At 54.9% G+C, this 23,055-nt stretch carries 24 protein-coding genes; 21 read left to right on the forward strand and 3 right to left on the reverse strand.

What is annotated here, in order from left to right; genetic code table 11:
• The first annotated feature begins 2 nt into the window (after nt 1–2).
• The 3 genes from PEL01S_RS11395 to PEL01S_RS11405 all read left to right on the forward strand — a co-directional run bounded on the left by PEL01S_RS11395 (nt 3) and on the right by PEL01S_RS11405 (nt 3,214).
• Nucleotides 3–1,178 (forward strand): ABC transporter permease, encoded by a 1,176-nt coding sequence (locus PEL01S_RS11395; RefSeq protein WP_127460390.1) that lies wholly within the window; start codon nt 3–5, stop codon nt 1,176–1,178.
• Nucleotides 1,171–2,310, forward strand: coding sequence for an ABC transporter permease (locus PEL01S_RS11400; protein WP_127460391.1), 1,140 nt, complete (start codon nt 1,171–1,173; stop codon nt 2,308–2,310). Before PEL01S_RS11395 ends, PEL01S_RS11400 begins: the two co-directional genes overlap by 8 nt.
• 307 nt (nt 2,311–2,617) lie before the next feature.
• The gene (locus PEL01S_RS11405; protein WP_010498137.1) at nt 2,618–3,214 is read left to right on the forward strand and encodes a YkzI domain-containing protein; all 597 of its coding nucleotides are present in this window, start codon (nt 2,618–2,620) and stop codon (nt 3,212–3,214) included.
• A 106-nt stretch (nt 3,215–3,320) separates the two neighbouring features.
• Here the strand turns inward: PEL01S_RS11405 and PEL01S_RS11410 are convergent, their stop codons facing one another.
• Nucleotides 3,321–3,920 (reverse strand): TetR/AcrR family transcriptional regulator, encoded by a 600-nt coding sequence (locus PEL01S_RS11410; RefSeq protein WP_127460392.1) that lies wholly within the window; start codon nt 3,918–3,920, stop codon nt 3,321–3,323.
• A 253-nt stretch (nt 3,921–4,173) separates the two neighbouring features.
• Here PEL01S_RS11410 and PEL01S_RS11415 point away from each other — a divergent pair, with 253 nt between their 5' ends.
• The 6 genes from PEL01S_RS11415 to gnd all read left to right on the forward strand — a co-directional run bounded on the left by PEL01S_RS11415 (nt 4,174) and on the right by gnd (nt 11,847).
• Nucleotides 4,174–5,370, forward strand: a complete 1,197-nt coding sequence (locus tag PEL01S_RS11415; protein ID WP_127460393.1) for an MFS transporter — start codon at nt 4,174–4,176, stop codon at nt 5,368–5,370.
• Nucleotides 5,371–5,582: 212 nt separating this feature from the next.
• Nucleotides 5,583–6,581, forward strand: a complete 999-nt coding sequence (locus PEL01S_RS11420; protein ID WP_127460394.1) for a LacI family DNA-binding transcriptional regulator — start codon at nt 5,583–5,585, stop codon at nt 6,579–6,581.
• Between the two features lie 23 nt (nt 6,582–6,604).
• Nucleotides 6,605–7,873 (forward strand): nickel pincer cofactor-dependent isomerase, group 22, encoded by a 1,269-nt coding sequence (locus PEL01S_RS11425; protein WP_127460395.1) that lies wholly within the window; start codon nt 6,605–6,607, stop codon nt 7,871–7,873.
• Nucleotides 7,874–9,433: a gluconokinase gene (gene gntK, locus PEL01S_RS11430; protein ID WP_127460396.1), complete on the forward strand. Its 1,560-nt coding sequence runs from the start codon at nt 7,874–7,876 to the stop codon at nt 9,431–9,433. It abuts the gene before it with no gap.
• 13 nt (nt 9,434–9,446) lie between these two features.
• Nucleotides 9,447–10,214 carry an SDR family oxidoreductase gene (locus PEL01S_RS11435; RefSeq protein ID WP_063177679.1) on the forward strand — a complete coding sequence of 256 codons (768 nt, stop codon included), beginning with the start codon at nt 9,447–9,449 and terminating at the stop codon, nt 10,212–10,214.
• Nucleotides 10,215–10,434: 220 nt separating this feature from the next.
• Entirely contained in the window at nt 10,435–11,847 is a 1,413-nt protein-coding gene (gene gnd / locus PEL01S_RS11440; protein ID WP_063177681.1) for an NADP-dependent phosphogluconate dehydrogenase, read from the forward strand.
• A gap of 4 nt (nt 11,848–11,851) precedes the next feature.
• Here gnd and PEL01S_RS11445 read toward each other — a convergent pair whose 3' ends face one another.
• The gene (locus PEL01S_RS11445) at nt 11,852–12,193 is read right to left on the reverse strand and encodes a hypothetical protein (protein ID WP_127460397.1); all 342 of its coding nucleotides are present in this window, start codon (nt 12,191–12,193) and stop codon (nt 11,852–11,854) included.
• 166 nt (nt 12,194–12,359) lie between these two features.
• Between PEL01S_RS11445 and PEL01S_RS11450 the strand changes: the two genes are divergently transcribed.
• Nucleotides 12,360–12,875, forward strand: a complete 516-nt coding sequence (locus PEL01S_RS11450; protein WP_063177683.1) for a shikimate kinase — start codon at nt 12,360–12,362, stop codon at nt 12,873–12,875.
• On the opposite strand, the gene PEL01S_RS11455 is transcribed toward PEL01S_RS11450, so the two are convergent.
• Nucleotides 12,872–13,165, reverse strand: coding sequence for a rhodanese-like domain-containing protein (locus tag PEL01S_RS11455; RefSeq protein ID WP_063177684.1), 294 nt, complete (start codon nt 13,163–13,165; stop codon nt 12,872–12,874). The genes PEL01S_RS11450 and PEL01S_RS11455 overlap by 4 nt on opposite strands.
• 129 nt (nt 13,166–13,294) lie before the next feature.
• Here PEL01S_RS11455 and crcB point away from each other — a divergent pair, with 129 nt between their 5' ends.
• The 11 genes from crcB (at nt 13,295) to PEL01S_RS11510 (ending at nt 23,022) form a co-directional block, all read left to right on the forward strand.
• Nucleotides 13,295–13,687: a fluoride efflux transporter CrcB gene (crcB, locus tag PEL01S_RS11460; RefSeq protein WP_063177816.1), complete on the forward strand. Its 393-nt coding sequence runs from the start codon at nt 13,295–13,297 to the stop codon at nt 13,685–13,687.
• Entirely contained in the window at nt 13,684–14,067 is a 384-nt protein-coding gene (locus PEL01S_RS11465; protein ID WP_063177685.1) for a fluoride efflux transporter FluC, read from the forward strand. The genes crcB and PEL01S_RS11465 overlap by 4 nt, the downstream gene beginning before the upstream one ends.
• A gap of 23 nt (nt 14,068–14,090) precedes the next feature.
• Nucleotides 14,091–15,386, forward strand: coding sequence for a 3-phosphoshikimate 1-carboxyvinyltransferase (gene aroA / locus PEL01S_RS11470; RefSeq protein WP_127460398.1), 1,296 nt, complete (start codon nt 14,091–14,093; stop codon nt 15,384–15,386).
• A 72-nt stretch (nt 15,387–15,458) separates the two neighbouring features.
• Complete coding sequence (locus tag PEL01S_RS11475) at nt 15,459–16,280, forward strand: C39 family peptidase (protein ID WP_174806933.1); 822 nt, start codon at nt 15,459–15,461, stop codon at nt 16,278–16,280.
• 26 nt (nt 16,281–16,306) lie between these two features.
• Nucleotides 16,307–16,735, forward strand: coding sequence for a CoA-binding protein (locus PEL01S_RS11480; RefSeq protein WP_063177688.1), 429 nt, complete (start codon nt 16,307–16,309; stop codon nt 16,733–16,735).
• Between the two features lies 1 nt (nt 16,736).
• Nucleotides 16,737–17,387: a thiamine phosphate synthase gene (gene thiE, locus PEL01S_RS11485; protein WP_127460399.1), complete on the forward strand. Its 651-nt coding sequence runs from the start codon at nt 16,737–16,739 to the stop codon at nt 17,385–17,387.
• Nucleotides 17,388–17,519: 132 nt separating this feature from the next.
• Nucleotides 17,520–18,227, forward strand: coding sequence for a hypothetical protein (locus PEL01S_RS11490; RefSeq protein ID WP_063177692.1), 708 nt, complete (start codon nt 17,520–17,522; stop codon nt 18,225–18,227).
• 133 nt (nt 18,228–18,360) lie between these two features.
• Nucleotides 18,361–20,265, forward strand: coding sequence for a glucose PTS transporter subunit IIA (locus PEL01S_RS11495; protein ID WP_063177694.1), 1,905 nt, complete (start codon nt 18,361–18,363; stop codon nt 20,263–20,265).
• On the forward strand, nt 20,258–22,024 hold the full coding sequence (gene ptsP / locus PEL01S_RS11500) for a phosphoenolpyruvate--protein phosphotransferase (protein WP_063177696.1): 1,767 nt from the start codon (nt 20,258–20,260) through the stop codon (nt 22,022–22,024). The genes PEL01S_RS11495 and ptsP overlap by 8 nt, the downstream gene beginning before the upstream one ends.
• 48 nt (nt 22,025–22,072) lie before the next feature.
• On the forward strand, nt 22,073–22,615 hold the full coding sequence (locus PEL01S_RS11505; protein WP_063177698.1) for a type 1 glutamine amidotransferase domain-containing protein: 543 nt from the start codon (nt 22,073–22,075) through the stop codon (nt 22,613–22,615).
• Entirely contained in the window at nt 22,612–23,022 is a 411-nt protein-coding gene (locus tag PEL01S_RS11510) for a VanZ family protein (protein WP_063177700.1), read from the forward strand. Before PEL01S_RS11505 ends, PEL01S_RS11510 begins: the two co-directional genes overlap by 4 nt.
• Nucleotides 23,023–23,055 lie beyond the last annotated feature (33 nt).

Below are 23,055 nucleotides of genomic sequence, written 5' to 3' on the forward strand. Positions count from 1 at the left end.
GCATGCGCATTTTATGGACCGTAGCTGGTTACGAGCTTCTACGGTTAAGCCGCATCAAAGTGGTGCTGCTTGTTTTGTTTTTGCTGCCGCTGCTTCTGATCTTAATCTTAGGCGCGGCGCTCTCCAAGGAATTTAAAGCGGAGGATGTCAAGATCACGCCCGTGAAGGTCGCCGTGGTGAATCAGGATCAGAGCCGGTGGAGCGAGCCGCTTAAGGCGTATTTCGACAATCCGAGAACCAAGGAAATCCTCCAGACGCAGGAATCGCCCAGCCGCGACGAAGCGGTGCGTGCGCTTCAAGACGGAAGAGCCGATTACGGTCTGATCGTGCCTGAGGGCTTCGGGGAAGCTTTGCTGCAGGGCAAACCGGCTTCGTGGGAGCTGATTGCCGGTAAAGACCGGGGACAGAACCTGATCGCCGAGACGGCGCTGGAAAGCTATCTCGCTTACGCGAACAGCATGCAGGCTGCCGCATTGACTTTGGGGCCGCAGGCCGTATTGAATCAGCTCGCCGATGCATCCGTCTATGCCGGCGCTTCGGAATCGTTCGTTACGACGGGCAGGCTGGGAAACGAAGGCAACGAATATACCGCACTCCAATATTATGCCGTCTCGATGCTCGTCATGTTCATGCTGTACGCCGGGATGACGGCATCCATCAGTCTGGTCAACGAGCGAGAGGATCACACGCTATTCAGACTCGGCTCCATGCCGGTTACGATGAATCAGGTCATCTTCGGCAAAATGCTCGGAAACGGCCTTCTGACCTTGTTCCAGGCGTGCGTCATCATCGGTGTGACGCATTATGCGTATGGCGTCGACTGGGGGAACCGTCCGGCCATCCTGCTTGCGGTATGTCTGTCCGTTACGTTGGCTTCGATGGCGCTGGCGATGCTAAACTCGCTGTGCTGCCGCAGCATCAAGTCGGTGACGATGGCGTTCCAAATCGTCATTATGCTGATGACCTTTTTAAGCGGGGGCTTTATTCCGCAGTTAGGGGCACTTGAGCGGATCGGGGAATTTACGGTCAATCATTGGGCCATGCAAAGCATTCTGCAGTTGATGTTGGATGGAAACCCGCAGCTCGTGCTGCATCATGTTACGGTTTTGGCTGCGATTGCCGCCGCGCTGGCGGCCGTTGCTTTCGCGGCGTACCGGAAGGTGGGATACCGTGAATAGTCTGTTTATCGCCCTCAATTTAATCAAAAGGACGATCGGAAACCGGAGAGGCTTCCTGTTGTTTATCATAACCCCGGCTTTGATCATGTCGCTCATTATCGGCTTTGCCGCGAAGCAGGACGAGAAGGCATCCGTCCTTTATATCAATTCTGACGAAGGGCCGGTAGGCCGGCATATTTTACGGGAGCTTGAGTATACCGGCCGCTATCGGCTTTCCGCCGCGGCAACACCCGACGCGATGCGAACGGCGGTGATCGAGCATAAGGCGGAGGCCGCTTTCATCATTCCCGCGGGCTTCTCCGAAGGGTTGAAGGAAGGCAGGGGCATGCATGTGGAGCTGCTGGAGTTGTCCATGAGCGAGGCGTCCTTCACGCTGCGGATGAGCTTGGACCAAACGATTCGCCGGGTGAGCACGGCAATGCGCGCGCTGGACGCTTCGGGTCAGGCGGACGACCGGCTGAATCTCGTTCTGGAGCAGGTGGAGAAGCATCAGGTTCGTGCGGCACGCACCGACTATGGCTGGTACGCCAGTCCGGCGCTCGGCCTCGCAACGGGTATCCTGCTGATGTTCCTGATGGGGCTGGTCAACAGCTCCGTTTCCATCATGGTCGAAGACCGGAAGCAAAAAACGATGACCCGCATCTTTACGGCTCCCGTCCGCGCCTATGAGATCATGCTCGGCAATTTCCTCGGCAGCTTCGCGGTAGGCACGCTGCAAATCGTGCTGGTGCTGACGTTTACCCGGTATGTGATGAACTTTTCGTACGGGCTGCCTTTCATGCAGCATTTGCTTGTGATGGAGTGCTTCCTGCTGGCGGTCATCGGCATCGGCAGCGCGGTGGCCGGATTGATCCGCAACAGCGAAAATATCGGCGCCGTCAATTCGATGGTTTCCGCACCGACCTGCATGCTGGGCGGCTGCTTTTGGCCAGTATCGATCATGCCCGAGTTTATGCAAAAGCTGGCCAATTTCGTACCGCAAACCTGGGCGATCGAGGCCATCCGGAGGCTCGGCTCGGGTCAAGGGCTAGGGGATGTCGCCATGCATCTGAGCGTACTGGGACTTTTCGCCCTGGTGCTGCTCGGCATCGGCTCCGTCGTAATGAAGCCGGGTGAAACGGAGGCTGGCTAGCGGCGGGAAGCAGTAAAGTATACGTTGTAACGTCTTCGCCTTGGGGCGAAGGCGTTTTTCGTTTCGGAGGCAGCGCGGCCACAAAAAAATAGGTTAAAAAAACGTTAAAAAAATCAATAATCCAAGTTGCTAAATCATATGATTCATAATAAGATAGAACTAAGAAACAGAATAGTCAGAAAATTCTATCAAAGAGAGAGGCGTTTTCGACTAGCGTTCACGCCAATACACACGCCGGCAGCAGCACGGACCGAACCAGAAGACGTCGCTGTTCATTAAGCAAGATATCATCAAGGAGGGGATTGCCGTGAGCAAGAGTCATGAAGTGGAATATTGCAACCTTGAGTTACGGTTTGACCGTCGGCTAATCCGTAACTTCATCAAAACACTCATTCAAGAAGGCTACTCGCTCTATTGGAACGAGAGTGACCAACAGTTTATCGTCTCGATCCGGACCGGCCGCAAGCTGGTAAAGCTGCGGTTTCAGCGGATCGGCGAGCGGTATAAAATCGTAGGCAATTATTCCTTCAAAGACGAAAAGCTGGCGGAGCTGATGGAAAAGATGATCGGCGATACCCGCGGTCACGCTGTAGTAAAGCGCTTTAAAGACCGGCAGATTCTGATTGAAAACATCATGTTCGGCGAAATCATCCGTATGGTTGAAATTTCGGGGGTGGAACATAAGGTGTTATTCCAAAAGGAACCAGTGGTCACGGTGGAAGAAATGATGCAGGCGTTCCGGTCCAGACGACCGGACGAACGGATTCCGGTGCTGCGGCTGGAGCTGGATTACGAGCTGGCTACGCTGCATGATGCGATTCAGGAGGGGGACCGGGAAGCGGTCGAACGATGTAAGGAAAGGCTGATGGAATTCCGGCATGAGATGCTGCTTCTCGAAATGTAACTTCATAATACGGCTGAGGAAAGGCGTTGGCGGAACGTACCGCAGCGCAGCGAAATGCCGCTGAACGGCCTGTGCGAGGTTTAGGAGCACAGGCCTTTTTAACGTGTTATGAGATAGGCGGGGTCGCACGAATTCCTTCAAATGCGTTCATTACCAATTGCTGCACATAGGCATCGTCCAATTTTTCGCCTGTCACAAGCATGCGATAGAAAATCGGCCCGTAAAGGAGATCGATACATAATCCGATATCAAGATTTTTTTTCAATTCCCCGCGCTGAATCCCTTTTTCCAGAAGCTGACTGGCCTCACGCCGGCGGGGCTGGAAATATCGGGCCCGATAGGCTTCTGCCAATCCGGGATCAAACTGCCCTTCGCCCAATAACTCCGTAATGATGGTCCCCTCCCGACTTGTCAAAAACCGGGTTACATTCGTAGCATGAATGAGAATATCGTTTAAGGTCGAGCCCGTATCAGGCACGGGTAACCTTGCCGAGGCGGCAGAAAGAAACCCATCCATGACAACGGCAGCCTTGTTAGGCCACCATTTATAAATCGTCGCTTTGCTGACTTTCGCGCGATCTGCAATTTTGTCAACGGTGACCGCCGCAAAACCATTCTCCAACAATAGTTCGTAGGAAGCGGAAAGGATAGACTTTTGAGTTTCGACATTACGTGGCCGACCTCTTTTGCCGTGCACCGTAATCATCCCTTTCGTAATTTCACGTCTTATACGCAAATATAAACTATACGTTCAGTATAACAATCATGGACAAAAAAGAAAAATTGAAACTGCCTATTTACAAAACTAAACGTTCAGTATATTATTTCATTATCGAATTAATAAACTATACGTACAGTATTTAATAAAACGATTAGGAGGGAATAGCTGGAGATCGTTAGCCGTTTTTTTTGGCAGGGACTGTAGAGCATTTTATTTATCAAATAAGGAGTGGACTAAAATGACTGATTTAAAAAATAAACAAGCCATCGAGAAAAATATTCCGACATGGTTAACCATTCTTTTGGCGGCGGCATGCGGTATCATTGTCGCTAATCTTTACTATGCACAGCCCTTGATCGGGTTAATTAGCTCTTCCATCGGACTTTCTGAAAGCAGTGCCGGCTTTATCGTCACGCTAACGCAGATTGGTTACGTTGTCGGTTTGCTTTTCATCGTGCCTTTGGGAGATATCGTTGAAAACCGCAGGCTGATCGTTGTATCGTTACTTCTTACAGCAGTAGCCCTTGCAGCTGCCGCTATGGCGAAGCAGCCATTGCTTTTCTTGGGGGCGTCCCTTATTATCGGGCTGGGTTCGGTTGCAACCCAAGTGCTTGTACCTTTTGCTTCGTATCTGGCAACAGAAACGACACGCGGCCGCGTTGTCGGCAATATCATGAGCGGTTTGCTGCTTGGAATCATGCTATCTCGTCCTTTGTCCAGTCTGGTAGCCGATTTGTTTGGGTGGCATGCCATATTCGCTTTGTCTGCCGCAGCCGTTGTTATTTTGGCGATCGTTCTATCGAAAGTGCTGCCTGCAAGAAGGCCGGCGACAACCACACACTATGCGGTACTGCTTGGTTCGATGTGGCACTTGCTGCGAACGACCCCGATCTTACGCCGTCGCGCTGCGTATCACGCGTGTGTGTTTGCGACATTCAGCTTATTTTGGACGACCGTTCCATTGCTGTTATCCGGCCCGGTATTTCATTTTTCGCAGAAAGCCATTGCGTTGTTTGCTCTTGCCGGAGTCGCGGGTGCGGTAGCGGCCCCCATTGCCGGTCGGCTGGCTGATCGCGGCTGGACGAGGCTCGGAACATGGATAGCGCTGGCTACCGTCGTCATTTCTGTTCTGTTGCCGCTCATGATCCAAACCGGTTCGCCCATCGGAATCGCCGTTCTGGTCATTTCGGCCATATTGTTGGACGCGGGAGTATCTGCAAATCTGGTGTTCGGCCAACGCGCGATCTTTTCCTTGGGACCGGAGATTCGCAGTCGTCTGAACGGGCTTTTCATGGCTCTATTCTTTTTTGGCGGAGCTATCGGGTCTGCCATTGGGGGGTGGGCGTACGCCTCGGGGGGATGGAGTACAGTGTTATGGATCGGAATAGCTTTCCCCGTCGCTGCCATGCTTTATTTTGCCACGGAGAAGAAGTAATTTCATAAGCAGCCTCTTGAAGAGATACTTAAGCAGCGGGGAGATGTTTGCCTTGGCTGCTTATTTTGTTTATGAAGATGAGGGCTTTCTATAGATGGGGGATTCACCGCTTGACATAAACTGTACAAATGTCCGATATATGCGCAATAGTAGATGAAAACAGCATTGTTAACGTGTGCATTTCTATGTTATGATGAATGGGAGGTGGTCCCATGAGTGTTACGATCAAAGACATCGCCAAACTGGCCGGCGTGTCGCATACGACCGTTTCCCGGGCTTTGAACGACAGCCCGCTGATCAACCCGGAAACGAAAGAGCGCATCAAAGCGATCGCGGGAAGCATGAATTACACACCGAATTACAGCGCACGAAGCTTAGTGCTGGATCGATCATACAATTTAGGGCTGTTTTTCACAACCCTGCATACCGGTACATCCGCCGGATTTTTGTACGAAGCCATCAAAGGCGTGAACGACGTCATTAAAGACGAGTACAACTTGATTGTGCGGGGGATTGACGATTACAAGAGTTTTCATAAAGTGAACCGCAAAAATTTCGACGGCATCATCGTCATGAGCCAAAGCGAAAGCGACCAGTCGTTCATCGAATATGCTTCGGACAAAGAGATTCCGCTTGTGGTGCTAAACCGGCCCGTCGAAAGCGTTCAAGTGATGAACTTCGTTCCGGACGACCAGAGCGGCGCTTACACGCTAACGGAATATTTGGTGCAGCAGGGACACCGCCATATTGCGATTATTGAGGGGAAACAGGGGTTCAAATCGACGCAAGCCCGCCGCGACGGCTATCGTGAGGCGCTCCACAAGCACGGGATCACCGTGCCGGAAGCGTATTACGTAAGCGGCAATTATGATCTGGAAAGCGGCCATGCGGCCATGAGCAAGCTGCTGGAGCTGCCCGACCGTCCGACCGCCGTCTTTTGCTGCAACGACGACATGGCGCTCGGTGCGGTGAAAGCTGTGACGGAGCGGGGCTTGTCGGTGCCGGAAGACATCTCGGTAGCGGGCTTTGACGACCACCTGTTCTCGGCCTTCATGTCGCCTGCGCTGACCACGGTTCGCAGACCGATCGAAGAGCTGAGCCGGGCCGGAGCGGAGAAGCTACTAAAATTCATCGAGACGAAGCATTCGGAAAAATCGGTCGTTCTTTTCCATACGGAGCTGGTCATTCGCGACTCCGTTAAATCCATTTAATTCGTTTGGGGAGGCCAACTAACATGAGCGTACTCAGAACGCTTCTGCAAGACATCCCGATTCCGCAAATGGTCCGCATCCGTCAAAAATTCGACGGAACCCGGCTGGACCGCCCGACCGAGGACTTGGAACGCGAGCTGGCGAAGCCCGGCGCGATCGACCGGATCAAGCCGGGCCAGCAGGTGGCCGTGGCGGTAGGCAGCCGCGGTGTGGCAAACATCGCCGCCTTCACCCGGACGACGATCGATGCGATCAAACGGGCGGGCGCCCATCCGTTCATCGTCCCCTGCATGGGCAGCCACGGCGGCGCGACCGCCGAAGGGCAGAAGGAAGTGCTTCACCATCTCGGCGTTACGGAGGAGGCGATGGGGGTACCGATCCGCTCGACGATGGAGGTCGTGCAGATCGACCAGCTGCCGAACGGCCTGCCGGTTTACGTCGACAAATACGCGTACGAGGCGGACGCCATCGTCGTGATCAACCGGGTGAAGCCGCACACCGCCTTCCGCGGCAAAATCGAAAGCGGCATTATGAAAATGATTTCCATCGGGCTCGGCAAGCAAAAAGGGGCGGAAGCGTGCCACCAGCTCGGCTTCAAATATATGGCGGAAAACGTGCCGGCCATGGCGCGGATTATGATCGAAAAGCTGCCGATCCTGTTCGGCGTGGCGCTGGTGGAAAATGCATACGACGAAACGTGCATCGTCGAAGTGCTGCCCGCAGCTCAGGTGGAGGAGCGCGAGATGGTGCTGCTTGAGATCGCCAAAGCTCGGCTGCCGAAAATTTTGTTCGATCAAATCGACGTTCTGGTTATCGATTACATTGGCAAAAACATCAGCGGCGACGGCATGGACCCAAACATTACCGGCCGTTATCCGACGCCGTACGCGCACGGCGGTCCCGACGTATCCAAAATGGTCGTGCTCGACACGACGCCGGAAACGAAAGGCAACGCCAACGGCGTCGGCACGGCTGATTTCACGACGCAGCGGCTGGTCGACAAGATGGATTTGGCCGCGACGTACGCCAACGGGCTGACTTCCACCGTATGCGCACCGACCAAAATCGCAACGACGCTCGAAAACGACCTATACGCCATCAAAGCCGCGGTCAAAACCTGCAATATTTTAGATTATACCCAATGCCGGCTGGTGCGTATTCGGGATACGCTGCATTTGGGCGAAATCGAGATTTCGGTCAACTTGCTTGAGGAAGCGAAGCTTCATCCGGATATCGAGATTTTGACCGAACCGTACGATCTGTCATTCAACAGCGAAGGGAATTTGGTATAAATGAGCGGTTTGTCTGTACCCAAGCCTTACATCATCGCCGCAGATATCGGCACGACGAGCACCAAGACGCTGGTGATCGACCGGAGCGGCCGCGTGCTTGCGTCCCATGCGGTGGAGTATCCACTTTACACGCCCAAACCCGATAGGGCCGAGCAGGACCCGGAAGAAATTTATCAAGCGGTCCTTACCGCCATTCGTGAAGTCGTCCGCAAAGCAGCCGTTCTGCCAGGACAAGTGCTATGCGTCTCGTTCAGCTCGGCGATGCACAGCCTGATTGCGGTGGACCGCGATCTGCACCCGCTGACGCGGTGCATCACGTGGGCGGACAACCGCAGCGTCGGCTACGTCAAAGTGCTGAAGGAAGAGCGGAACGGCCATGACATTTACCGGAACACGGGCACTCCGATTCATCCGATGTCGCCTTTGCTGAAGCTGATGTGGCTCAGGGATAACCAGCCGGACTTGTTCGACCAGGCGTATAAATTTATCGGCATCAAAGAATACGTGTTCGGCAAGCTGTTCGGCAAGCTGGTGATCGACTACTCGCTGGCAAGCTGCACGGGGCTGTTCAACCTGCGGGAGCTGGCGTGGGATAAGCAGGCGCTCGAAGCCTGCGGCGTCCGGCCCGAGCAGTTGTCGGAGCCCGTATCGACCACGCACGTGCTGCAAGGGCTAAACGCCGGGGATGCGGCCGCGATGGGGCTCTCGGCGGATACGCCTTTTGTCGTGGGCGCGTCCGACGGCGTGCTGGCCAATCTCGGCGTCGGCGCTTTCGAGCCAGGCGTTTACGCGGTGACGATCGGGACCAGCGGCGCTGTCCGCGGCGTCGTGCGCGAGCCGATAACCGATCCGAAGGGGCGGCTGTTCTGCTATGCGCTCAAGGAAGATTTCTGGGTCGTCGGCGGGGCGATCAACAATGGCGGCATCATGTTCCGCTGGGTGCGCGATCAGCTTGCGACGGCGGAAGCGGAGGAAGGTCGCCGCCTGGGCATGGACCCGTACGACTATTTGACGTCTCTGGCCCGTGAGGTGGCTGCGGGTTCGGACGGACTTATCTTCCTACCGCTGCTTGCCGGCGAGCGAGCGCCGTACTGGAACGCGAACGCGCGCGGCGTATTTTTCGGGTTATCGCTCTATCATCAGAAGAAGCATATGATCCGGGCGGTGCTGGAGGGCGTCATGTACCGGATTCATTCGGTCGTTTCCGCGCTGGAGGAGCTCAGCGGCCCGACCCGGGAGGTGCGCGCCTCCGGCGGCTTTGCCCGCTCTTCGTTCTGGCTGCAGATGATGGCCGATGTGCTGAAGGCGAATGTCGCCGTGCCGAATACGATCGAAAGCTCCGGCCTCGGGGCGGCGCAGCTTGGCATGCTGGCGCTCGGCGAGATTAAAGATTTCTCCAGCGTTCACGATTGGATGCAGGTCGAGCAGTCGCTTCGGGCAAGCGAGCCGAACCATGAAGTATATCAACAGTTGACAAAAATTTATAATCGTGTGTACCATCAGTTGAAGGATGAGTTTGATGACATCGCCGCCTTTCAACAGATTCACACGAAATCTTAGGGGGCATCGGGCCATGAACTTATTCGATTTATCGGGAAAAACGGCAGTTATCATCGGAGGCAACAGCACCTTAGGCGGAACGATGGGGATTGCGCTTGGCGGACACGGAGCCGATGTCGCGGTGGTCGGGCGTAATATGGAGAAATCCGAGGAAGTTGCGAAGCGGATCGAAGCGGCCGGCGGACGGGCCAAGTGCTTTTCGGCGGATGCGACGAACGCCGAGGACTTGAAGCGGGTGCTGTCTGAAGTACTTGCGTGGACGGGACGCTGCGATATTTTGATGAACTGTCCGGGCAAAAACAGCGCGACGCCGTTTTTTGACATTACGATGGACGAATGGGATTCGATTATGGAAGTGAATCTCAAAAGCGTCGTGTTGGCGTGTCAAATTTTTGGGAAGCATATGGTGGACAAGGGCGAGGGAGGCAGTATCATTAACATCTCCTCGGTATCTTCGGACCCGCCGCTGTCCAAAGTGTTCACGTACTCCGCTTCCAAAGCGGCGGTGAACAACGTCACCCAATTTCTGGCGCGCGAGTTCGCTCCGGCACGCGTACGTGTCAACGCCATCATTCCGGGCTTCTTCCCGGCCGAGCAAAACCGCAAAATTTTGTCTCCCGAGCGTGTCGAATCTATCATGCGCCATACGCCGATGAACCGTTTCGGCGAAGCGGAAGAGCTTCAGGGCGCAGCCGTGTATCTGGCTTCGGAGAAAGCTTCGAGTTTCGTCACCGGCACGGTGCTGCGGGTGGACGGGGGCTTCGGAGCGATGACGATTTAAGCGGACAGGACCAGCTCCCAAACCGACTCCGGTGCAGCAATATCCATCTCCGGTCGCTCTTGAAAATGGATTCCTTGAACTTACCTTGCAGTAAGAATCCATTTTCAAAGGCGACACGCAGGCTCTTCGATGGATATTCTGACCTCCGTCTCTTGGGAGAAGTTCCAAACCCCCTAAATCGTCAAAATTAAAATAGAAAAAGGAAGGAAGAGAAACCACAATGTCCAAACAACAAGTCGGCGTTATCGGTCTTGCGGTCATGGGGAAAAACCTGGCTCTGAACATCGAAAGCAGAGGCTTTACAGTGTCCGTCTTCAACCGTTCGCGGGAGAAAACAGATGCGCTGCTCGCAGAAGCGCAAGGCAAGAACCTGGTCGGTACATATAGCATCGAGGAATTCGTAGCTTCGCTCGAAACGCCTCGTAAAATTTTAATCATGGTGCAAGCGGGCCATGCGACGGATGATACGATTAACCAACTGGTTCCTCATCTGGAAAAAGGCGATATTATCATCGACGGCGGCAACGCATTTTTCCCGGACACCCAGCGCCGCAACAAGGAACTGGAAGCGCACGGTCTCCGCTTTATCGGCACGGGCGTATCCGGCGGCGAGGAAGGCGCGCTGAAGGGCCCTGCGATCATGCCGGGCGGGCAGAAGGACGCCTACGAGCTGGTCGCTCCGATTCTGACGGCCATTTCCGCCAAAGTGAACGGTGACCCTTGCTGCACCTACATCGGACCGGACGGCGCCGGCCATTATGTGAAGATGGTACATAACGGCATCGAGTATGGCGACATGCAGCTCATCTGCGAAGCGTACCATCTACTCAAAGACGTGCTTGGTGTCAGCACGCAGGAGCTTCATGAGATTTTCGCCGATTGGAACAAGGGCGAGCTGGACAGCTACCTGATCGAAATCACAACCGACATTTTCACCAAATACGATTCGGAAACGGGCAAGCCGATGGTCGATGTCATTCTCGATTCCGCCGGCCAGAAGGGTACGGGCAAATGGACAAGCCAAAGCGCGCTTGATCTCGGCGTTCCGCTGTCCATCATTACCGAATCCGTCTTCTCCCGCTTCATCTCGGCCATGAAAGAAGAGCGCGTTGCTGCCAGCAAAGTGCTGAACGGACCGAAGCATGCGGCGTTCGACGGCGACCGTGCGGCATTTATCGAAGCGGTACGGAAGGCGCTGTATGCGAGCAAAATTTGCTCTTACGCACAGGGCTTCGCCCAAATGAGAGCGGCAAGCGAGGAATACAACTGGAGCCTGGACTATGGCAGCATTGCGATGATTTTCCGCGGCGGCTGCATTATCCGCGCCCGTTTCCTGCAGAACATCAAGGATGCGTACGACCGCAGCCCGGAGCTGAAAAACCTGCTGCTTGACGAATACTTCAAGGGCATCGTGGAGCAGTACCAAGACGCTTGGAGAAGCGTCGTCGCAACGGCAATTACCCGCGGCGTGCCGGTTCCGGCCTTCGCTTCCGCGCTGGCTTACTACGACAGCTACCGGACCGAGCGTTTGCCGGCAAACCTGCTGCAAGCGCAGCGCGATTATTTCGGCGCGCATACCTTCAAGCGGGTTGACAAAGAAGGCACCTTCCACTTCCACTGGATGGAAAACTAAACGGCTACAGGTGCCTTTTGATGCGGTCCGGCTTGACCGGATGCAGACCGAAGGATGCTTCGTACAGCCAGTTCTTGAGCCGGTCGGCCTCCATATCGTGGCCGCCCCGCCGCTGAATGAGCATCAAAGCGATTTCGGCAAAATATCTGAAGTTTTTAAGCAATCGTGGCTGGGAAAGATCCGTCAAGTTCGGGTCCTCCTCGGCCACCTTTTTTTTAATATACTCCAGCATCCAGACGATTTCTTCTCGGCATAAGGGTCGTGTGGGATCCATGATTTGTTCCAGCTTGTGCTCGGTCCAGTCGGGACCGGCTGCGCTGGTTTGCGGCAGAGCGCCTTGCGTCATATGACCGTGTTCTCCCTTCGGGAAAATATGCATTAAACATCATGACTGATCTGGCTGGAATTTATTCACAACCATCTTATGATTTTGTCAAACTTTCTATTCACGCGGTGTCGGCTATGATATGATAGGGTCAGTTGAATGATGCGAAAGTCAGAGGTGCAGGGAAGTGGAATACCGTAACATCGTGTTGGTCGGTATGATGGGAACCGGCAAATCCTCCGTCGGACAAGCGCTCGCTTTGAGGCTGAACTGGGTGTACGAGGATACGGACGCTGCTATTGAGCGGACACAGGGAATGAGCATTACCCGAATGTTTGCGGAGCTCGGAGAGCCCTTCTTCCGCAAAGTGGAAAGCGAGACGATCGAACGGACGCTGCAGGGTCGGCATCAAGTGGTAGCAACCGGAGGCGGGGCCGTTCTGGCAGAGCACAACCGGATTCTCATGAAGCGCAGCGGTCTGGTTGTCGCGCTGAAGGCATCAGCCGAAACGATCATTGAGCGGGTCCGGTCCGATCAAAGCCGTCCTTTGCTGCAAGGCGGAGTCGAAGACCGTGTACGCCACATTATGGAGAGCCGCAAGCACGCGTACGATTTTGCGGATCTCCATGTGGATACGGACGGCAAGACCGTCGGGCAGATCGTCGACGAGATCTGCAGCCGCTTGGTGCGGGAGCGGGCTTAAAGCTGCTCCCACTCCAGCATGCCGCCGGTCATATTGACAAGTCCGGTGAAGCCTTGGGCTTCCAAATATTCAAGCGCCCGTCCGCTGCGATTGCCGCTGCGGCAGACGAGAATCGTTTCGCTGTGCTGCGGGATTTCGCCAAGGCGCTGAGGGACTTCCATCAACGGAATGTGCTTGGCTCCCGGAATCATGCCGAGCGCGACTTCTTCCGGTTCGCGCACGTCGATGATGGTAAGCTTTTCGCCGTTTTCAAGCCGTTGCTTGAGTTCTTGCGGGGTAATCGTATGCATCAATACAGCCTCCTTCTCGTTCGGCTTGCGGCCGACTTGCCTTCATCATAAAAAGAAAACGGCAGCGTGTCAAACGAAGCGGAACGCCTGTCGTTGATGACGCTTATTTCGAATGGGGACGATAATGGGATGACCGTACTTTATATAGGTCTGGCGGGAATCGCCGGAGCGCTGGCTCGGTACGGATTGTCCATCGCGATGAATCCGCATCAGGTCACCTCGCTGCCGTGGGGAACGCTGCTGTGCAACCTCGCGGGCTGCTTGACGCTTGGCTTTCTGGCCTATTTGCCCGGTTTGAAGCGGTATCCGAGTCTTCGCGCCGCGCTGACGACCGGATTCGTCGGAGCGTTTACGACGTTCTCGACATTAAGCTGGGAGCTCGTATCCATGCTCCAGCAGCAGCTTTGGACGATCGCCGCGATTTATTTTATCGTCAGTCTGTGGGGCGGAATCGGCTGCATTCGTCTCGGGCGCCGGTTCGGCTTAAATTTGACGGCGGTAAAAAGGGGTTCTGAGGAATGATGTCGAATACGTTAGGAACGCTGCTGCTCGTAAGCGCAGGAGGCTTTGCCGGCGCCGTTTCAAGGTATTGGATCAGCAGCCGGATCGCGGAACGGCTTAAAACTTCTCTGCCATACGGAACGCTGACGGTCAACCTGGCCGGTTCGTTCTTGTTGGGCGTTCTGTGGGGAGGAGGGGCCGACGGCCATCTGATGGCGCTCCTTGGCACCGGGTTTATGGGTGCATTCACGACCTTTTCAACGCTAAAGCTGGAAAGCGAAGCGCTGCTTCACCGAAGCGAAAGACGGACGGCCTGGCTGTACATGGGGCTGTCGTATACACTCGGTTTGCTGCTTGCTTATGCGGGCTATACCCTTTCACTTACATATATAAAGCTCTGACGGACAAGGAGAGATACTTTACGATGAAAGCCATTGTCAAACCGACCCCGCGTCTGGGCGGGACGATTAACGCCCTGTCTTCCAAAAACTATACGACCCGTTATTTGCTCATCGCCGCGCTTGCTGACGGGACGAGCACGGTGTATTTTCCGGCCCACAGCGAGGATAGCGATGCGATGCGCCGCTGTATCCGGGATTTGGGCGCCGTCCTGGAAGAGGACAACGAGAAGATGATAATCCGCGGCTTCGGCCGTCATCCGAAGCATGTAAGCGAGCTGAACGTCGGCAATGCGGGAGCGGTGCTCCGCTTTTTGATGTCCGTCGCCGCTTTCTGCCCGGAGGTGACGTTCATTAACGCTTATCCGGATTCCCTCGGCAAACGGCCCCATGACGACCTGATCGACGCCTTGAAGCAAATGGGAGTCGAGGTCGAGCACCGCGAAGGAAAGCTGCCGATTACGATTCGGGGCGGCCATCCGCACGGCGGCAAAATTACCGTTTCCGGGAACGTCAGCTCGCAATTTTTAAGCTCCTTGCTGTTCGTTGCTCCTCTGCTGGACGAGGATAGCGAGATTACGGTGCTGCACGATCTGAAATCGAAAATTATCGTCGGCCAGACGCTGGAAGTCATTGCCCAAGCAGGCGTGAAGATCGAAGCGTCCGACGATTTGATGCATTATAAAATTCCAGGCAAGCAGCAGTACACGCCCCAAAACTATACGGTTCAGGGCGATTATCCCGGCTCTGCCGCCATCCTGGCTGCTGCGGCCGTGACGCATTCGGACGTAACGGTGCTTCATCTGGCGGAGCAGAGCAAGCAGGGCGAGCGGGCCGTTGTCGATGTGCTCCGCGCGATGGGCGTCGATCTTACCCACGAGAACGATACCGTTCGGATTCGCGGCAATCAGAAGCTGACCGCAGGCGAATTTGACGGGGATCATTTTACCGATGCCGTGCTGGCGATGGTCGCTGCGGCGGTGTTCGCAGAGGGCACGTCCCGCTTCTACAATGTAGAAAACCTGCGGTATAAGGAATGCGACCGAATTACGGATTTTGTCAACGAGCTGCGCAAAGCCGGAGCGGATGTGGAAGAAAGACAAAGCGAGATCATCGTCCACGGGCGTCCGCAGGGCGTAACGGGCGGCGTCGAGATTAACGCACACTACGACCATCGCGTCATCATGGCGCTCACCGTCGTCGGCCTCCGCTCCGAGCAAGGCTTGATTATCAACGACGCGCACCATGTGGCCAAATCTTACCCGCATTACTTCGAGCATTTGCTGTTGCTCGGGGCGCAGATCGAACTGGTTCAAGAGTAAGGCGCTGCGCGCCGGCGTTGTTCAACCCATCATCATGATCGGCATGCTGATCGTAACGAGGCGGTGAAGGACGTGACCGTATTGTGGAAAGGAATCCAGGTCACGCTTGCTTTATTTCTCATCACAGGGCTTCTCTTTGCCAGCGGCGTATTTGGCGTACTGCTTTACGCTAAACTAACGGGACAGACATGGTTCCGGGACCCGACCGTCGCCTATGCGGAGCAAGAAGCTGCCGCAGCGAAGGCTGCCGCAACCGCTGCACCGCCTGCGGCGAAGCCTGTCGAGCGGCCGAAAAGCGTATTGCTGGAAGCGCCGCATATTCGGCAACTGCCCGAGCTTCCTTCCGGATGCGAAGTGACGAGTCTTACGATGCTGTTGCAATACTACGGCGTTGACAAATCCAAGATGGATTTGGTTCCGGAGATGAAAAAAGATCCGACCCCGATCCGTTATAACAAAAACGGCTCGATCGCTTACTGGGGCAATCCGAACACCGGATTCGTCGGAGAGGTGACGGGCGCTGCCAAAGGGTTCGGGATCTACCATAGCGCATTGTTCGAGCTGCTTAAGGCTTATGTTCCTACGGCGCAAGATCTGACCAAGGAACCGTTCTCGAAGCTGGAAGACCAATTGATTCAGGGAGTGCCGTCCGTCGTTTGGACGACCATCAATTATAAGGTTCCGGACAATTGGGTCGTGTGGGATACGCCGATCGGGCCGATCGAGACGACCTTTATGGAGCATGCGGTGCTGCTGGTCGGCTTTGACGAACAATACGTATATGTCAACGACCCTCTTGCCGGCCAAAGCAATAAAAAAATCGACAAAGAAGCGTTTATCGCTACGTGGGATGCGATGGGGCGTCAAGCGTTAAGCTATACGAAGGCGAATTAAATTCATGAAGCGAGGAGCGATTTGTCATGGCTTTTGAAAATCCACCGCGTGAACGAATCAAAGAACTGTTGGCAGGAGCCGGCAACGTGGCGGTCGTCGGGCTGTCCGACAAGCCCGACCGCGTATCTTACATGGTTGCGGAGGCCATGCAGAAGAAAGGCTACCGCATCATTCCAGTCAATCCGACCGTAAGCGGATCGATTCTCGGGGAAACATGCTATGCGTCGCTCAGCGATATTCCCGAACCGGTCGATATCGTGAACGTATTCCGCCGCAGCGAACAGGTCGTTCCCGTAGCCGAGGAAGCGGTAAAGATCGGGGCCAAGGTGTTCTGGCTGCAGCAGGGGATCTTTAACGAAGAAGCGGCGGATATTGCTCGCACCGGCGGTCTTGAAGTGATCATGGACCGCTGTATCAAAGTAGAAGACTCAATCTTGCTGCCCGGAGGGAAATAATTTGTTCCGGTCAGACGTCCGTCAATATTTATCTGTTTACTTGGTAATGGATCTTTCGGGCCACGAAGAGAAGTCGGCGCTTGATATTGCCCGGGCGGCACTGGACGGTGGCGTAACGATGATCCAGCTTCGCGAGAAAAAAGCGCCCCTGTCCCGCGTTATTGCAGAAGGCAGAGCGCTGCGGGAGCTTTGCCGGGAATACGGCGTCCCGTTTCTAGTTAATGACCGGGTCGATGTGGCGCTCGCGCTGGACGCTGACGGCGTGCATGTCGGGCAGGACGATCTGCCGGGATCGGAAGCCCGTAAGCTGCTCGGTGAGGATAAGATCATCGGAATCTCCGCCGGCACGATGGCTGAAGCGGAGCGGGCCATGGCTGAAGGCGCAGATTATTTAGGTGTAGGCGCCGTATATTCCACCCTTACCAAAGGGGATGCCGGGGAGCCGATCGGCACCGGGTTAATTTCGGAGATCAAGCAGCGCTGGCCGCATACTGGCATGGTCGGAATCGGAGGCATTGACGCTTCCAATGCGGCGCCTGTCGTTCAGGCCGGCGCAGACGGTGTAGCCGTCGTATCGGCCATCGTCCGGCAAAGCGATCCTTGCTCGGCCACCTGGCAGTTAAAGCAGGTCATTTGTCCCGGGCAGTCCTAAAAAAAATAATCGGCAAGTAATAAAATAAATCCTCCTTGAAGACAATAAGAAAGGCTTCTGGAATGGAACGGAACAACGACCAGCACCGGAAGACTTCCTAAAATAATAAAACTTCGAGGAGGATTTTGTCGCATGTACCAACAAGGCTACCAAAGCAGCTATCAAAACCAATTGGGTACGGCCGGTCTTGCAAGCTCCCAATACACGAAATACCAACCGGTCGGTTATGTACAATCCCAATACAACCAGTCCTTGAATCCGTCCGGAATCGGCCAGCAATACGGAGCGGGGCAGCAGTACTCCCAATTCCAAAACCCGCAATCGTACCATGCGGCCCACTACCGCGGCAACCAGCAAGGACATGACGCTTATCTTCGTTCCGATTCCACACAGCCGGCACAAAGCCAATTCGGGATTGGGGCAAGCCAATTCGGCGCTTCTTACGGAGCCGGACAACAGTACTCGCAATTCCAAAACCCGCAATCGTACCACACGGCCAACTACCGTGGGAACCAGCAAGGACATGACGCTTATCTTCGTTCCGATTCTACGCAGCCGGCACAAAGCCAATTCGGCATCGGCGCAAGTCATTTCGGCGCGGCAAGCTTTGCAAGCCAAAATCAATTTGGGCAGCAATTTGGCACTTCCGGGCAATCGTATTCCCAATTCCAAAGCCCGCAATCGTACCATGCGGCCAACTACCGCGGCAACCAACAAGATCATGATGCTTATCTTCGTTCCGATTCCAATCAACCGGCGCAAAGCCAATTCGGCATCGGCGCAACGGGGATCGGCACTGCCGGTTTCGGCGCAAGCACCATCGGCTTTAACAGATTCTAATTTTAATCGGCAAGCAGCCTCGAACAGGCGGGCCCGAGCGGCCCGTCTTCTTTGCGTTTTCCCTGAACATACGGTTTGACAAAAAACGGTTCTGAGCGTACCATCGTTAGTATGAAAGGGGGAACGGACCGATTTGAATTGGATGGGAAACTTGCAGCAGCTTGGCCGGTCGCTCATGATGCCGACCATTACCCTTCCCGTTGCCGCTATCTTGCTGCGCCTCGGTACCCTGCCTTGGGATCGGATTCATATGCCCCGCGTCGGGGAAATTTTATTGCTCTGCGGCACAACGATCTTTACGTATTTGCCGCTTATTTTTGCGGTCGGCGTCGCACTGGGTTTGACGGAAAGCGCAGGAATCGCGGGCATGTCGGCGCTTATCGGCCATTATATGTTCAGCGAAGCGACGCAGCGTTACCTCGGCGATTCGTTTCAGCTCGGCGTTCCCGGCGGCATCCTGATCGGTTTGCTGGCCGCCGTCATCTATCATAGGGTTAAGCATATTCAGCTTCCCGAATCGATTCAATTTTTTGGCGGTCCCCGTATGGTTCCGCTGCTGATGGGGCTTGCCATTTTTTTATTGATCCTGCTGATGATCCAAATCGGTCCTGTGCTCGAAACCGGGATGGAGAAGCTCACGAATTTTATTCTGGGGCTCGGCGGCTTCGGCACATTTTTATACGGCATTATTCATCGTCTTCTTGTCCCGTCCGGACTGCATCACGTGTTTAATAACTTTTTCTGGTTTCAGCTCGGTGCTTACAACGATGCGGAAGGAAAGCCTGTATTCGGCGACTTGCCGCGTTACTTTGCCGGTGATCCGACGGCGGGAGTGTATATGGCCGGCCTATATCCGATCATGATGTTCGCGCTGCCCGCCATTGCTTTGGCGATTATTCAGGAAGCGCGCGAGGATTTAAAGCCGAAAATTCGCACGACTTTCCTCACGGCGGCTTTCGCCTGCTTCTTAACCGGGGTGACCGAGCCGATTGAGTTTGCGTTTTTGTTCGTGGCGCCGTATCTGTTTTTCGTGCATGCGATTCTTTCGGGATTGGCGATGTGGATCGCTTACGTGCTCGACATTCACCATGGCTTCTCCTATTCGGCGGGAGCGATCGATTACTTGATCAATCTGCATTTGTCGACCCGCGGCCTGCTGCTGATTCCGATCGGGCTTGCTTACGGCATCGTCTACTATGTGTTGTTCCGCTGGGCGATCCGTCGCTTCCGCATCCCGACGCCCGGCCGCGAAGAAGGCTCGCAGCTTGAAGAATGGGCCGGGGACATACCATACCGTTCGCCGCTCATTTTGCAGGCGCTTGGCGGCAAAGAAAACATCAAGAGCATCGAAGCGTGCATTACCCGCCTGCGGCTTACGCTAGTCAATGACCGCCAGATGGATGTGTCGGCGCTTCGGCTGCTCGGTGCAGCCGGCGTCATCCGTTTGGGCGGCGGCAACGTTCAGGTTGTGTTCGGGACGTATTCGGAATTGATCCGCGAAGAGATGATCAAGTCGATGCGCAAAGATATTCAGCAGGTGCTGTTCAGCTCGCCGATGCAAGGGCGGATGATCCCGCTGGAGGAAGTGCCGGACAAAATTTTCGCCGGGAAGCTGGTGGGTAACGGCGTCGCTTTTTTCCCTGATAAGGGAGAGCTCGTGTCGCCTGTAGCCGGTAAAATCATTCACGTTTATCCGACGCTTCACGCCCTTGGGATCGAAACGGAGCATGGACTTCAAGTGCTGCTCCATATCGGAATCGATACCGCCGGCCTGCAGGGCAAATATTTTACCGCTTATGTAAAAGAAGGAGACCTGGTGGAACCCGGCCAGCTGCTCGTCAGGTTCAATCTGCAGAAGGTGAAGAAAAACTGCAAGTCGCTCGCGACGCCTATGCTCATCACGAACGTCGATATGGTGAGATCATGGAGCTTCGCGCCTTACAAAGCCGTGAAGAAAGGACAGGCGTCGGTCATGTCCGTCATGCTGAAAAATACCGCTACAACAGGAGTTACAGGGGGAGGGAACGCTTATGGTTGAGGGGATCGGAGCTTCGTCGGGGATTGCTATGGGCAAAGCTTTCGTTATTCCAACCTGGGAATGGGACTTTCCCGAAAAGCTGATCGACGTCACGGACTTAGCGTACGAATTCGAAAGGTTATACGACGGAATCCGTCATTCCAAGGACGAGATCGAACTGATCAAACAGGAATTCGTCAGCGTGCTGGGCGAGGAGCAAACGCAAATTTTCGATGCGCATCTGGCCATCTTGGAAGACCCGATTTTCATGAACGAAGTGCAGGGGATTATGCAGCGGCAGTACAAAGCGGCCGAGGTCGCCGTCAAAGAAGCGATCGACAAGTTCGTAGGAATGTTCGATCTGCTTGACGACGGCTATATGAAGGAGCGCGCGCTCGATATTAAAGATGTCGGCAACCGGCTGCTCAAGCACTTGCTGGGAGCGCTCGAAGAGACGCTGCCGCCCAAGGATCAGCCCTATGTTCTCGTAGCCAAAGAGCTGATTCCGTCCCAAATGGTGCATCTGGATGTGAGTCTGGCGCTAGGGCTGGTCACGATGCTGGGCGGCAAAACGTCGCATGTGGCGATCATGGCCCGCGCGATGGGCGTTCCGTACGTTCTCGGGCTCGAAGGCAAGCTGCAAACGCCGATTCAAAACGGCGATTATTTGATCATCGACGGCGACGAGGGAGTCGTCTATGTGAACCCGGCCGACGATGTGATCGAGAAGTACAAGGCGCGGAAAGAAACGTGGAAAGCCGTTCAGGAGCAGCTGCAAAAGCTGGCCCATTTGCCTACCCGGACAGAGGACGGAAGGCAGATGCATTTGGCGGCCAACATCAGCTCGGTGAAGGAGCTGGAGCTGGTCATGAAGAACGGCGCTTCCGGCGTCGGCCTGTTCCGGACGGAGTTTCTGTACATGGACCGCAGCAGCTTCCCCGAAGAAGAGGAGCAGTTCGCCGTATACCGCGAGGTGGCCGAGCGGCTTGGCGGTAAGCCGGTTGTCATTCGGACGCTGGACGTCGGAGGAGATAAGCATCTCGACTACCTGGCCCTGCCGGAGGAAGAGAATCCGTCGCTTGGCTACCGCGCGATCCGGATCATGCTGGACCGGACGGATTTGTTTAAAACGCAGCTCCGGGCTATTTTGCGGGCAAGTCATTACGGTAACGTGAAGATTATGTACCCGATGATTTCCTCGCTTGACGAGCTGCGCAGAGCCAATGAAGTGCTGGAGGAAGCGAAAAAGGAGCTTGCCGACGAAGGAACCCCGTTCCGCTCGGATATCGCGGTCGGCATTATGATCGAGCTTCCGGCTGCGGTCATGATCTCCGATCTGCTGGCGCAAAAGGTCGACTTTTTCAGCATTGGAACGAACGACTTGGTGCAATACGTGCTGGCCGTCGACCGGATGAATGAGACGGTGGCGCATTTGTACGACCCGTTTCATCCGTCGGTGCTCCGCATGCTGAAGATTACGGCGGATCATGCCCACAAGAACGGGACACATATCAGCGTGTGCGGCGAGCTCGCAGGGGATGTCCGCGCTTTGCCGATTTGGATCGCGCTCGGCATTACCGACCTAAGCATGTCGGTGCAGTCGATTTTGAAGGTCAAAAACAGCCTGCTCCAAAGCAGGCACAGCGAAGGCGAGAAGATTTGGGAGGAGCTGGCCGGCTGTGCCAGCAGCGCCGAAGTGGTGACCGTCCTTACCAAATATTTGGAGACGGATATCGCCGATCAGTCGGGTCACACGAGACCCGCTTGCGGTTTCTCTTAAGCGCTGTCGACTCTTTTATGATATTAGCCATAGTTGGGGGAGAATGGGATGAATCTTACGGGATACAAAGTGCTTGCGTTTGTTGACGAAGAGTTTGAAGATTTGGAGATGTGGTACCCGGTGCTGCGGCTGCGGGAATCCGGGCTTGACGTACATCTGGCCGGCCCTAAGGCGGGAGCCGTCTATCACGGAAAATACGGCGTCCCTCTGACGACCGAATATGCTTTGGACGAAGTGAAGTCCGAAGACTATATCGGTCTTTACGTGCCGGGAGGCTGGGCGCCGGACAAACTGCGCCGCTATGCTTCAGTGCTGCGGCTGACCCGTGAATTTCATGAAGCAGAAAAACCGATTGCGCACATTTGTCATGCCGGTTGGGTGCTCGTTTCGGCGAAAATATGCCAGGGCTACACCATGACTTCCACACCTGGCATCAAGGACGATCTGGAAAATGCGGGCGCGATTTGGGTTGACCAGGAAGCGGTGGTCGACCGGCACATTGTGTCCGGGCGCAGACCTCCGGATCTTCCGGCGTTTACCAAAGCGTTCGTGGACCGTTTGGCGCAATATGCCCAGGAGCATAAGGGATGAACATGATCGTCAGGTGGCTGCCTTCCGTCCTGTGGATGGCAGTTATTTTTTATTTGTCCTCGCGAACCGGCGACGATCTTGGGGGATGGCTGGATGAAATCCGCTTAATTATTCCTTCGATGGAAGGGTTCGATTGGGGCCATTTCGTTTCTTACTTTATTTTGGCTTGGACTTATTTATGGGCACTTCGTCCCAAGCGGCTGACCTTCTTAGTGAAGTTTACGGTTGTGCTGTTGTGCGTGCTTTACGGGGTGACGGACGAATATCACCAATCGTTCGTACCTGGGCGCACGCCCGATGTGATGGACATCCGCAATGATGGGATTGGAGCCGCCCTGGCGATGCTTGCGCTGTCTTTACCTTTTGTCCGGCGCGCTTACGAGCGCCTGTGTGCTAAATATTACTAGCCTCGCGGCGGCAGGAGTTTGTTCGCGAAGGTA

The organism is Paenibacillus elgii NBRC 100335 (assembly GCF_004000865.1).
Classification (GTDB): domain Bacteria; phylum Bacillota; class Bacilli; order Paenibacillales; family NBRC-103111; genus Paenibacillus_G; species Paenibacillus_G elgii.